A 12,259-nucleotide genomic window follows, 5' to 3' on the forward strand; every position below is an offset into this window, starting at 1 on the left:
CCTGCTCCTTAAGCCCTGGTGCGTCGCGCCGCAGCCTGAGTGATCCGGTCGAACATGACTCCGAGCAGTACGATGGCGAGTCCCGCCGCCAGCCCCTTTCCGTACAGCTCTCCCTGCGAGAACCCGGCCACGACGTCGTAGCCGAGGGCGCCGGCCCCTACCAGGCCGCCCACCACAACCATCGACAGCACGTAGATCAGTCCCTGGTTCGTCGCGAGAGTCAGGGCGCTGCGTGCCATCGGCAGTTGGACCTTGGTGATGATCTGCCAGGTGTTGCACCCGGCAGAGGTGGCCGCCTCCACCGTGGACTCGGGAACGTTCCGCACACCGTCCGCGATGATCTTGATGGCGACGGGCGCCGCGTAGACGACGGCCGCGACGATCGCGGTGAAACGGGTGGCGCCGAAGAGGGCCAGGAACGGCACGAGATAGACGAACGGCGGCATGACCTGCGCGGCGTCCAGGGTGGGCCGCATCAGCCGGTCCACGAACAGGCTGCGTCCCATCCACACGCCGAAGACGGCGCCGAGCAGCATCACCAGCACCGTGGCAACGGCGGTCGAGGCGAGGGTCGTCATGCTGTCCGACCACAGGCCCGTGCCGACGAGCAGCCCGACGCACACGGCGGCGGTCACGCCGGCGCGCCATCCGCCGAGCACCGCGCCGAGCGCGACCAGGACGGCGCCGACGAGCCACCACGGGGAGTCGGTCAGCAGCGTCTGGAACGGGTTGAGCAGGCCGTTGGTGAGGGCGTCCCGAAGGGCGTTGGTCAGGCCGGAGAGATGGTCCTGCAGCCAGGTGGTCGTGGTGTCGGCCGCGCTCGCGATGTGACTGCCGACGGTGCCGTCGCCGGGGAACTCGGCCGCCCAGACGAAGGTGTGGGACAGGTAGACCAGAACGGCCACCGCGACCGCGCCCGCACCCAGCAGCGGCCTGCGCCACTTGAGGAGGTGGTCGCCCCTGCGGCGGGCCGCCTCGGCGCGTCCGGCCGCCGCCGTGGTGACCCGGTCGAGCACGATGGCCATGACGACGATGGCGAGGCCGGCGTTGAAGGCGGTGCCGACGTCGAGCGACTGCAGGGCCTGCACGACGGTCTTGCCGAGGCCCGGCGCGTCGATCAGGGCGGCGATGGTCACCATGGCCAGGGCGGCCATGATGGTCTGGTTGACGCCCATGACCACCGTGCGCTTGGACATCGGCAGCAGTACTTTCAGCAGTTGCTGCGACCTGGTCGTGCCGAGCGAGTCCGCCGCCTCGACGGTGGTCTCGGGTACGGAGCGGATGGCGTGCGCGGTGATGCGGATGGCGGGCGGTGCCGCGTAGATCACCGTGGTGATCACGGCGGAGGCCCCTCCGATGAGGAAGATCAGGGTCAGCGGAGCGAGGTAGACGAAGGTCGGCATCGTCTGCATGAAGTCCAGGAAGGGCGTCATGATCCGGTTGAACCGGTCGGAGAGACCCGCCCACACACCGAGCGGGATGCCGATGAGCAACGCCACGAAGACCGCCGACAGGGTCAGTGCCAGCGTGTCCATGCTCTCCTGCCACAGGCCCTGCAGCCCGAAGAAGGTGAAGCCCGCCACCGCCAGGAGGGCGACCCGCCAGTTGCCCACGGCCCAGGAGACGTACCCGGTGAGTCCGACGACGCCGAGCCAGCCGATCTGCGGGACCGGGCGGCTGCCGGTGGGCTGGGAGATCAGGGACTGGACGAACGTCACCAGGTTGTCGATGGCCAGGCGGATCTCGTTGAAGAAGTACAGGAAGAGCGGGTTGGAGTTGCGGTTGGCCCCGATGCTGTCGTTGACGTCGTTCAACCAGCGGTGCAGACCGGTGAGGTCGGCGGCGGCGAGGGTCAGCGTCTGCCGACCGCGCAGCACGGCGAAGAGCACCAGCCAGGCGACCAGGATCGCCGCCAGCACCATGGGGCGGCCGGCCTTGCGGGCAGCCGGCGCGGCCACCGCCGGCGGGACCTTGTCGGTCTTCTCGGGCTTCTCGGGCTTCTCCAGAACGGTGGCCATCACGCGCCGCCTTCTTGCCCGGCCACCACCGCGAGGATCTCCTCATCGCCCACGATGCCGAGCAGCTTGCCGTTCTCGACGACCTTGACCGGCTTCTCTGCGGCGAGCACTGCACGGGTGGCCTCGCGCACCACGACGTCCGGGCCGAACTCGGGGCCGTCGAGGGCGTCGTCGGGCTGCGCGGGGCGCATGATCCAGCGCAGTGTCAGTACATCACCGCGCGGCACGTCCTTGACGAAGTCCCGTACGTAGTCGTCGGCGGGGGCGCCCACGAGTTCGTCGCCGGTGCCGCACTGGACCATCTTGCCGTCGCGCATGATCAGGATGCGGTCGCCCAGCTTCAGGGCCTCGGAGAGGTCGTGGGTGATGAAGACCATGGTCTTGCCGACCTCGTGGTGCAGGCGGATGACCTCGCTCTGCATGTCGCGGCGGATCAGCGGGTCGAGCGCGGAGAACGGTTCGTCGAAGAAGAGGACGTCGGGGTCGCCGGCGAGGGCGCGGGCGAGACCGACGCGCTGCTGCATGCCGCCGGAGAGCTGGTCCGGATAGGAGTTCTCGTATCCGGCCAGACCCACCAGTTCGACGACCTCCAGGGCCTTCTTGGTGCGCGCGGCCTTGCCCATGCCACGGATCTCCAGGCCGAAGGCCACGTTGTCGACGACCTTGCGGTGCGGCAGCAGTCCGAAGTGCTGGAAGACCATGGAGAACTTGCTGCGCCGCAGTTCGCGCAGTCGCCTGGGGTCGGCGCCCCGGATGTCCTCGCCCTCGAAGACGACCTCGCCCGCGGTGGGTTCGATCAGCCGGGTCAGACATCGCACCAGGGTGGACTTGCCGGAACCGGACAGACCCATGACGACGAAGACCTCGCCGGGCGATACCTCGAAGTTCACGTCGCGCACGGCGGCCGTGCACCCGGTGCGGTCCATGAGCTCCCGGCGAGTGAGTCCGCACAGCTCCTCGGAGTCCGGCACCTGGTCGGCCTTCGGCCCGAACACCTTCCACAGCCGGCGCACGGAGATGACCGGGGTGCGGTCCTGGGGGTCCTGGGACGTGTCGCGCCGCTGCGACACCTCGGTCTGTGCTGGGGTCACGATCGACCTCTTTTCGGCGTTCAGCCGCGGAACCAGTGTTGCGGCCGGGGTTGGATGTTCTGCCAGACGTGCTTTGGCTCTCGGTATTCGTCGAGTCCGGTCGGTCCCAGCTCCCGGCCCACGCCCGAGTGCCCGAAGCCACCCCATTCCGCTTGCGGCACATAGGGGTGGTAGTCGTTGATCCACACCGTGCCGTGACGCAGCCGCCGGGCGACCCGCTGGGCCTTGCCCGCGTCCTGCGTCCAGACGGCTCCGGCGAGTCCGTACTCCGTGTCGTTGGCGATGCGGACGGCGTCGTCCTCGTCGTGGAAGCGCTCGACGGTGAGCACGGGACCGAAGGACTCCTCGTGCACCACGCGCATGTCCTGCCGGCACTCGTCGAGAACAGTGGGCGGGTAGTAGAAGCCGTTCGCCAGCGCGGAGTCCTCGGGGCGCTCGCCGCCGCAGCGCAGTACGGCGCCCTCGGCGAGACCGGCGGCGACGTACGCCTCGACCTTCTCCCGGTGCTGCGCGGAGATCAGCGCCCCGGTCTCCGCCTCGGGGTCGAAGGGACCGCCGAGGCGGATCAGTCGGGCGCGGCGTACGACCTCGTCGACGAAGGCGTCGTGGAGGGAGTCCTCGACGATCAGCCGGGCGCCGGCCGAGCAGACCTGCCCGGAGTGCAGGAAGACGGCGGTGAGCGCGAAGTCCACGGCGGTCTCGAAGTCCGCGTCCGCGAAGACCACGTTCGGGTTCTTGCCGCCGAGTTCCAGCGCGACCTTCTTCACGGTGGCGGCGGCGGTGGCCATGATGTGCCGCCCGGTCGCCAGGCCGCCGGTGAAGGACACCATGTCGACGGCCGGGTCCTCGGAGAGCGGGGCGCCCACCTCGGGGCCGCTGCCCAGGACGAGGTTGGCTGCGCCGGCCGGCAGCCCGGCCTCGTGCAGGGCCCGCATCAGCAGGATCGAGGTGGAGGGCGTCAGCTCGCTGGGCTTGAGAACGACGGTGTTGCCCGCGAGGAGGGCGGGCGCGACCTTCCAGGACGCCTGCAGCAGGGGGTAGTTCCAGGGGGTGATCAGTCCGCAGACGCCGACGGGCTCGTAGGTGACCCGGCTGAGAGCGTCGTCGCGGCCGGTGTCCACCACCCGGCCGGCGCTGGTGCCGGCGATGCCGCCGTAGTAGCGGAAGCAGGAGGCGACGTCGGCGATGTCGTACTCGCTCTCGACCAGGCGCTTGCCGGTGTCGAGCGACTCGGCGCGGGCGAACTCCTTGGCGTCGCGCTCGATGATGTCGGCGGTGCGCAGCAGAAGCGCGCCTCGCTCACGTTCGGGGGTGTGCGGCCAGGGGCCGGTGTCGAAGGCCCGACGGGCCGCGGCGATCGCGGCCTCGGTGTCGGCCCGGGTGCCCTCGGACACCCTCGTGACGAGCGTGCCGTCCGCCGGGCAGCGGATCTCCCGGTGGCCGCCGGCCACCGCAGCGCGCCATTCTCCGTCCACATACAGATCTGCCACGCGCCGAGCCCTTCGAATGGAATTCGTTGCGCATTGTGCATTGAATTGCTTGTGGTGGAACACCCTGGCCGAATGGGCTGACGTACGTCAAGGGGTTGGCGGATCCCGATTCGGCCATCACGGCAGATGCCCCGACACTCTTGACCGCGGGCGGCACGGACCTCAATCCTGTTGCGTATCGCTCACCATGTTGTGCCATACGCACCAATGGAGGCCCTACATGTCCCCTCGACCGCATCCCGGCCGTGAGTACGTCCTCACTCTCTCGTGTCCGGACACGGCCGGACTGGTCCACGCAGTGAGCGGCTTTCTCGTCAGGAACTCCGGCAACATCCTGCAAAGCCAGCAGTTCGATGATCGACTCCAGGACCGCTTCTTCATGAGGGTTCACTTCGACGTTTCCGATCCGGACGTCGATCTGGAAACACTGCGTTACCGATTCGGCCCGGTCGCCGAGGCCCACGGGATCACCTGGATCCTCCGGGACGCCGCGACCCCGACCCGGACCCTGATCATGGTGTCCAGGTTCGGCCACTGCCTCAACGACCTGCTCTTCCGCTGCCGCAGCGGCGCCCTCAACATCGAGATCCCGGCCATCGTCTCCAACCACCGCGACTTCGAGGGGCTGGCGGAGACCTACGGCGTCCCTTTCCACCACATCCCGGTGACCAGGGACACCAAGCCCGAGGCGGAGGCGCGCCTGCTGGAGCTGGTACGTGAGCTCAACGTCGACCTCGTGGTCCTCGCCCGCTACATGCAGGTCCTCTCCGACGACCTGTGCAAGGAACTGGAGGGCCGTGCCATCAACATCCACCACTCGTTCCTGCCGAGCTTCAAGGGCGCGAAGCCCTACCAGCAGGCCTACGAGCGCGGGGTGAAGCTGGTCGGCGCGACGGCGCACTATGTGACGTCCGACCTGGACGAGGGCCAGATCATCGAGCAGGACGTGATCCGGGTGGACCACTCCCTGGACCCCGACGATCTGGTCACCGTGGGCCGCGACGTGGAGGCACAGGTACTGGCCCACGCGGTGAAGTGGCACACCGAGAGCCGCGTCATGGTGGAGGGGAACCGCACGGTGGTCTTCCGCTGAACGACACGTCGAAGGGGGCGGGGCCGGATTCCGGCCCCGCCCGCTTCGCGTGCGCCCTCAGCCGCCCAGCCGGTCCAGCAAGGCGCGGCGCCACCTCTCCGTCTCCGCGATCTGGTTGAACGTGAAGACGTGCAGGCCTGCCACATGGGCCGACGGCGCGGTGAGCGCCTCCGCGCTGCGGTCGAGCAGTCTCTCGGGCACGTACCCCCCGGGTGTCGCAAACCGCAGGAACCAGGACGCGTGCCTGGTCAGGAAGCGCGTGGACTCCCCCACCCCGATCTTCGTCGCCATGGACAGCAGCTTCGCGCGCTGCACCGGTCCGGCGACGCCCACATGCACGGGCAGCGTGACGTCACGGCGCCGTATACGGGCGATCCAGTCGCCGAGCACGCGCGGATCGAAGCACAGGTTGCTGACGATGTACGTGGCGTGCGCGTGCTTGTCCCACATCGCCTGGATGGTGAGGTCGTCGTGGATGAGCGGATGGCTCTCGGGGTATCCGGTGATCCCCAGGTGCGCGAAGGGCCCGCCCAGCTCGCCCAGTCGGCGCAGCACCGACAGCGCCCCGTCGTACGGCCCGGCCGGCGGGTCGGCGTCGCCCGCCGGGACGAAGACGTCGTCGACGCCCACCGTGCGCAGCCGCTCGACGACGTCCTTCAGGTGTGTGTCGTCCCGCAGCAGCCGCGCGGGCACGTGCGGGACGACACGGTAGCCGTGTGCCACAAGCCGCTCGGTGAGGCCGAGGGTCGGCTCCAGGCCCTTGACGGGCGACGCCGTGACCGTGACCACGACGTCGCGCGGGACATGGGCGAGGACCTTCTCCTCGGTCGCCTTCGCCGGCAGCACCTCGTAGCGGACGCGTCTCAGCAGCGCCCGCAGGGCCTCGGCGCCCAAAGCCCTACCCGGCCTGCTTCTGGGCGTCGCGGTGGCGGTAGTACGCGGCCTTGGAGGGCGCCGCCGGCTCCTTGCCGAGGATCAGGTCGGCCGCCTTCTCGGCGATCATCATCACCGGCGCATAGATGTTGCCGTTGGTGACGTAGGGCATCACCGAGGCGTCGACGACCCGCAGCCCCTCCAGGCCGTGCACCCGCATGCTCCGCGGGTCGACGACCGCCATCTCGTCGGTGCCCATCTTGCAGGTGCACGAGGGGTGCAGGGCGGTCTCGCCCTCCTTGGCGACCCACGCAAGGATCTCCTCGTCGGTCTCGACGGAGGGGCCGGGCGAGATCTCGCCGTCGTTGTACGGGGCGAGTGCCGGCTGGTTGAGCAGCCTGCGGGCCACGCGGATCGCCTCGACCCACTCCCGGCGGTCCTGCTCGGTGGAGAGGTAGTTGAAGCGCAGTGCCGGGTGTTCCCGCGGGTCCTTGCTCTTGATCTTCACCGAGCCGATGGCGTCGGAGTACATGGGCCCGACGTGCACCTGATAGCCGTGGCCGCCCGACGGCGAGGAGCCGTCGTAGCGGACCGCGACCGGCAGGAAGTGGAACATCAGGTTGGGGTAGTCCACGTCCTTGTTACTGCGGGCGAAGCCGCCGGCCTCGAAGTGGTTGGTCGCGGCCGGTCCCTTGCGGAAGAGCCACTGGAGCCCGATGAAGGGGGCACGCCACTTCGCCATGTACGGCTGCATGGAGACGGGCTGCTTGCAGCCGTACTGGACGTACACCTCCAGGTGGTCCTGCATGTTCTCGCCGACGCCCGGCAGGTCGTGGACGACGTCGATGCCCAGGGCGGACAACTCGGCGGCGTTGCCGACGCCGGAGAGCAGGAGCAGTTGCGGGGAGTTGACGGCGCCGCCGCACAGGATGACTTCCTCGGCGCGGACCTGCTGGACCGGGCCCCGGCCGCGCTGGTACTCGACGCCCACGGCCCGCTTGCCCTCGAAGAGGACCTTGGTGACCAGGGCGCGGGTGGTGACGGTGAGGTTGGGCCGCTTCCTGGCGGGCTTGAGGTACGCCTTGGAGGCCGACAGCCGACGTCCGCGATGGACGTTCCGGTCGAACTTCGCGAAACCTTCCTGCCGGTAGCCGTTGACGTCGTCAGTGGGGGCGTAGCCCGCCTCCTGGGTGGCCTCGAGGAAGGCGCCGAACAGCGGGTTCGTGGCGGGGCCGCGTTCGAGGACGAGGGGGCCGTCGTGACCGCGGAACTCGTCGTCGGGGTCGGCCGCGAGACAGTTCTCCATCCGCCGGAAGTACGGCAGGCAGTGCGCGTAGTCCCACGTCTCCATCCCGGGGTCGGCGGCCCAGCGCTCGTAGTCCATGGGGTTGCCGCGCTGGAAGATCATGCCGTTGATGCTGCTGGAGCCGCCCAGCACTTTGCCGCGGGCGTGGTAGATGCGCCGGCCGCCCATGTGGGGCTCGGGCTCGGACTCGTATTTCCAGTCGTAGAAGCGGCTGCCGATGGGATAGGTCAGCGCCGCGGGCATGTGGATGAACACGTCCCAGGGGTAGTCGGACCGGCCCGCCTCCAGCACGAGCACCCGGTTTCCGGGGTCGGCCGAGAGTCGGTTCGCCAGTGCGCTGCCGGCTGATCCACCGCCGACGATGACGAAGTCGTAGTGCAGGGGAGCCATGGTGCCTCGTCTCGCTCGCTCGCGCCGTCGATACGCGAGGCATGCTAATACGGGTATCGCTATACGCACTAGGTTGCGAACCGCGCAACTTGCAAGGTCTTCGTTTCCACCCGGTTACTTGCAAGTGCGTTGTTTACTGCGCGTATAGTTCCGCTATGAGCAACTACAGTCCGGATACCGAAACGAACAGCTCGCAGTCCGGCGGGGTGCAGTCCGTCGACCGGGCCATCAGCGTCCTCGAGATCCTGGCCCAGCGCGGCGAAGCGGGCGTGAGCGAGGTGGCCGCCGAGATCGATGTTCACAAGTCGACCGCGTTCCGTCTGCTCGGCGCCCTGGAGGCGCGCGGTCTCGTGGAGCAGTCGGGCGAGCGCGGCAAGTACCGGCTCGGTTTCGGCATCGTACGCCTGGCCGGGGCGGTCACGGGACGTCTCGACATCACCCAGCAGGGCCGTCCGGTCTGTGAGCGCCTCGCGGAGGAGATCGGCGAGACGGTCAACATCGCCGTCATGCAGGAGCAGTACGCGATCAACCTCTACCAGGTGCGCGGCCCGGCCGCCGTCGCCGCGCACAACTGGGTCGGCGAGCTGACCCCGCTGCACGCCACCTCCAGCGGCAAGATCATGCTGGCCCACCTGCCCGCCAAGGAGCGCGCGGCGCTGCTGGCGGATGCCGGTCTGAAGAAGATGACCCCCCACACGATCTCCTCGAAGGCGAAGCTCGAGAAGAACCTTGCCGAGGCCCGGGAGCGCGGCTACTCCCGGACGCTGGAGGAGCTGGAGATCGGGCTGCACGCCATGGCCGCGCCGATCCGTGACCGGGAAGGCCAGGTCATCGCGTCGATCAGCGCCTCCGGGCCCTCGTACCGGTTCACCGAGGAGCGCATGCACGAGCTGGCTCCGGTACTGGTCAAGGGCGCGGAGGAGATCAGCCACCGCATGGGGTACCTGGGCTGAGCGCACCGGAACGCCCGCCGAGCAGCCCGCGTGCGCCCGTGCGGGCCACGGGCATCCCCCGCGCTACTCCGGCTGCCGCGTTCCGAGACGCTCGTGCACCCAGTCGTGGAAGGCGCCGATGTGGTGCTCACTGGGAACGAGCACACCGCCCTTGGCGTACAGCCGCGAGCTCATGCCGGGCTGGGTGCGCTCGCAGGCGTCGAAGTCCTGACGGTTGACCCGGTCGAAGAGCTCCACGGACCGGCTGACATCCTTGCCGCTCTCCACCACGCCGGGCAGGTAGAGCCAGTCGCATTCGACGACCGTGCGGTCGACGGCCACCGGGTACATGCGGTGGAAGATCACGTGGTCGGGCACGAGGTTGATGAAGACCTGCGGCTTGACCGTGATCGCGTAGTACCGGCGGTCCTGCTCCTCGGACACCCCCGGGATGCGGTCCAGGCCCTCGGAGCCGTCGACGGTGAAGCCCTGGATCTCCGTACCGAACTCGGCGCCGTGGCCGACGTAGTACTGGGCTGCGTATCCGTCGGCGAACTCGGGCAGGACCTCGGTGAGTTCGGGGTGGATCGTGGCGCAGTGGTAGCACTCCATGAAGTTCTCGATGATGAGCTTCCAGTTCGCCCTGACGTCGTAGACGATCCGCCTGCCCACCGAGAGGTTCGCGATGTCGTAGCGCTCGATCGACTCCACGTCGCCGAGGCGCCCGACGACCTCGCCGAGGACGTCCTCCTCGAAGGAGGGCGGGTTCTCCGCCAGACAGACCCAGACATAGCCGAGCCATTCCCGGACGGCCACGCTCACCAGGCCGTACTCGGTGCGGCCCACGTCGGGCATCTTGGTGAGGTTGGGTGCCGCGACCAGCTTGCCGTCGAGATCGTAGGTCCAGGCGTGGTACGGGCACTGGAAGGCGCGCTTGACCTCGCCCGTCCCGTCGGTGCAGAGCTTGGCTCCGCGGTGCCGGCAGACGTTGAAGTAGGCGCGGATCGCGTTGTCCCGGGCCCGGGTGACGAGGATGCTCTCGCGGCCCACGTCGACGGTGCGGAAGGCTCCTGGCTTCGGCAGGTCCGATGCTCGCGCGACGCAGAACCACATCGTCTCGAAGATGCGTTCCTGTTCCTGGGCGAAGATGCCGGGGTCCGTGTATGCGGAGCCGGGGAGGGTGGCGATCAGGCTGTCCGGCAGGTTTGTCGAGGTCAACGCTGCACTCCTCGGGAAACGTCGTGGAATGGTCAGTCACGCGCCGGGAAGAGCGACTTCGAACGGCGTTGTGTATGACGCAACGCTGCGTGTTATGTGCAACGCAGCATGGGATGTCGCAGGCACGGTGTCAAGACGCGGCGGCGGTGAGCTGCTTGCGCCAGCGGGTGAACAGCCGCGGTTGGTTCATCCCGAGCACGGCGACCGGACTGCCGGCCCGCCGGTAGACGGCCAGGAAACTACGGTCGTCGGTCGTACCTTCCTCGACCGTCACGCTGTCGGCCCCGGCGGCATGGCCGACGAACTGGATCTTCACGCCGTACTGGTCGGACCAGAAGTACGCAGGCCGGGGCACGCCCGGTTCCGTTGCACCGTGCGCGAGCAGCGTGGCCACGGCGGCGTCGGGCCGTTCCAGCGCGCCGGTCCAGTGCTCGACCCTGCGATGGACGCCTGTGTGCGGGTCGTACCAGTTGGCGCAGTCGCCCACGGCGACCACCCCGGCCAGGCTGGTGCGGCCGTCGGCGCCGCACTTCACGCCGTTGTCGAGTGCGACACCGGACCCCTGCAGCCACTCGACGCAGGGACGCGCGCCCACACCGACGACGACGATGTCGGCCGGAACACTGCGGCCGCCCTCCAGGAGTACGGCGTCCACCCGGCGCTCCCCGCTCAGCCCCTTGACCCCCACCCCGCACAGCAGCCGTACGCCGTGGTCCGCATGGAGGGCGGAGACGATGCCGCCCATGGCCTCGCCGAGCGGTCCGGCCAGCGGTGTCGGCGCCGCCTCGATCACGGTGACGTCGAGGCCGAGAGCGTGGGCCGTGGAGGCGACCTCGGCGCCTATGAAGCCGCCGCCGATCACCACCAGCCGTCCGCCCCGGGCCAGTTCGTCCCGCAGGACGCGGGCGTCGTCGAGGGTGCGCAGCGTGTGGACTCCTGCGAGGCCCTCGGTGCCGGGCAGGGTACGGGCGGTCGCGCCGGTCGCGATGACCACGCCGTCGGCGCGTATCTCCCGGCCGCCGGCGAGCCGGATCGACCGCCGGGTGCGGTCGAGTCCGGTGGCGCGGACGCCGAGCACCCACTCCGCCCGGAGCTCCTCGTCGTCCCTCTCCAGTGCCAGATCCGCTTCGCCGATGGCACCGGCCAGGAACTCCTTGGACAACGGCGGCCTGTCGTACGGGCGGTGGGGCTCGTCGCCGATGACGACCAGCCGACCGTCGTACCCCCGTTTCCGCAGCGAGCGCGCGGCCGACAGACCGGCCAGCGAGGCGCCCACCACGGCCACGGTCCTCACGCGGGACCTCCGGCCAGGCGGGAGGCGATGCACGGCGGCAGGTTGGGCGCCTCCGTGGACAGCCGCACGTAGACCGTCCCGTCGTCGACGACGACCTCGTGCGTGCGGACCGGGAGCTTGGCCGGCGGGGCGTCCACGGCTCCGGTCCTCAGGTCGAACTTCGAGGCGTGCAGCGGGCATTCCACCTCGCAGCCCTCCAGCCAGCCGTCGGCGAGCGAGGCGTCCTGGTGGGTGCAGGTGTCGTCGATGGCGAAGAGCTCGCCGTCATCGGTGTGGAACACCGAGACCGGCGGGTCGATGTCGAGCCGGTGGGCCTCGCCTCGCGGCAGATCCGCGAGACGGCACGCGGGAATCATCATGACACCTCGGTGCGTATAGCGAAACGGATTGCGATTAGCGCAACGTTAGTTTGGAGGCCGCGCCAAAGCCTTGTCAAGGCGTCCAAGGGTCGGTTTGAAGCGGCTGCCACGGCGGTTTTCCACGCACGCCGAAGCACCCCGGACCACGGCGGTGACCAGGGAGAACAGGCGTCGCACAAGGGCGCGACAGCCTCG

10 protein-coding genes are annotated in these 12,259 nt (G+C 69.2%); 2 read left to right on the top strand and 8 right to left on the bottom strand.

Annotated features, from left to right (window positions below; genetic code table 11):
- Nucleotides 1–8: 8 nt before the first annotated feature.
- From ABZ471_RS27130 to ABZ471_RS27140, 3 genes are read right to left on the bottom strand one after another with little or no spacing between them, the layout of a single operon-like run.
- On the bottom strand, nt 9–2,018 hold the full coding sequence (locus ABZ471_RS27130; protein WP_359069787.1) for an ABC transporter permease subunit: 2,010 nt from the start codon (nt 2,016–2,018) through the stop codon (nt 9–11).
- On the bottom strand, nt 2,018–3,109 hold the full coding sequence (locus ABZ471_RS27135) for a glycine betaine/L-proline ABC transporter ATP-binding protein (RefSeq protein ID WP_359069789.1): 1,092 nt from the start codon (nt 3,107–3,109) through the stop codon (nt 2,018–2,020). The genes ABZ471_RS27130 and ABZ471_RS27135 overlap by 1 nt, the downstream gene beginning before the upstream one ends.
- Nucleotides 3,110–3,129: 20 nt before the next feature.
- Nucleotides 3,130–4,599 carry an aldehyde dehydrogenase family protein gene (locus tag ABZ471_RS27140; protein ID WP_359069791.1) on the bottom strand — a complete coding sequence of 490 codons (1,470 nt, stop codon included), beginning with the start codon at nt 4,597–4,599 and terminating at the stop codon, nt 3,130–3,132.
- Between the two features lie 220 nt (nt 4,600–4,819).
- Here ABZ471_RS27140 and purU point away from each other — a divergent pair, with 220 nt between their 5' ends.
- Nucleotides 4,820–5,692 carry a formyltetrahydrofolate deformylase gene (gene purU / locus ABZ471_RS27145; RefSeq protein WP_359069793.1) on the top strand — a complete coding sequence of 291 codons (873 nt, stop codon included), beginning with the start codon at nt 4,820–4,822 and terminating at the stop codon, nt 5,690–5,692.
- A 57-nt stretch (nt 5,693–5,749) separates the two neighbouring features.
- Here the strand turns inward: purU and ABZ471_RS27150 are convergent, their stop codons facing one another.
- Together ABZ471_RS27150 and betA are read right to left on the bottom strand one after the other, a co-directional pair.
- Nucleotides 5,750–6,586: a 5,10-methylenetetrahydrofolate reductase gene (locus ABZ471_RS27150; RefSeq protein ID WP_359069795.1), complete on the bottom strand. Its 837-nt coding sequence runs from the start codon at nt 6,584–6,586 to the stop codon at nt 5,750–5,752.
- 4 nt (nt 6,587–6,590) lie between these two features.
- Nucleotides 6,591–8,261: a choline dehydrogenase gene (gene betA, locus ABZ471_RS27155; RefSeq protein ID WP_359069797.1), complete on the bottom strand. Its 1,671-nt coding sequence runs from the start codon at nt 8,259–8,261 to the stop codon at nt 6,591–6,593.
- Nucleotides 8,262–8,416: 155 nt separating this feature from the next.
- Here betA and ABZ471_RS27160 point away from each other — a divergent pair, with 155 nt between their 5' ends.
- Nucleotides 8,417–9,214 (top strand): IclR family transcriptional regulator, encoded by a 798-nt coding sequence (locus ABZ471_RS27160; protein WP_359069799.1) that lies wholly within the window; start codon nt 8,417–8,419, stop codon nt 9,212–9,214.
- Between the two features lie 63 nt (nt 9,215–9,277).
- On the opposite strand, the gene ABZ471_RS27165 is transcribed toward ABZ471_RS27160, so the two are convergent.
- The 3 genes from ABZ471_RS27165 to ABZ471_RS27175 form a co-directional block, all read right to left on the bottom strand.
- Nucleotides 9,278–10,411, bottom strand: coding sequence for an aromatic ring-hydroxylating dioxygenase subunit alpha (locus ABZ471_RS27165; protein WP_359069801.1), 1,134 nt, complete (start codon nt 10,409–10,411; stop codon nt 9,278–9,280).
- Between the two features lie 130 nt (nt 10,412–10,541).
- Complete coding sequence (locus tag ABZ471_RS27170) at nt 10,542–11,705, bottom strand: FAD-dependent oxidoreductase (RefSeq protein WP_359069803.1); 1,164 nt, start codon at nt 11,703–11,705, stop codon at nt 10,542–10,544.
- Nucleotides 11,702–12,064: a bifunctional 3-phenylpropionate/cinnamic acid dioxygenase ferredoxin subunit gene (locus ABZ471_RS27175; RefSeq protein ID WP_359069805.1), complete on the bottom strand. Its 363-nt coding sequence runs from the start codon at nt 12,062–12,064 to the stop codon at nt 11,702–11,704. Before ABZ471_RS27175 ends, ABZ471_RS27170 begins: the two co-directional genes overlap by 4 nt.
- Nucleotides 12,065–12,259: the final 195 nt, after the last annotated feature.

This window comes from Streptomyces sp. NPDC005728, assembly GCF_040630895.1.
GTDB lineage: Bacteria > Actinomycetota > Actinomycetes > Streptomycetales > Streptomycetaceae > Streptomyces.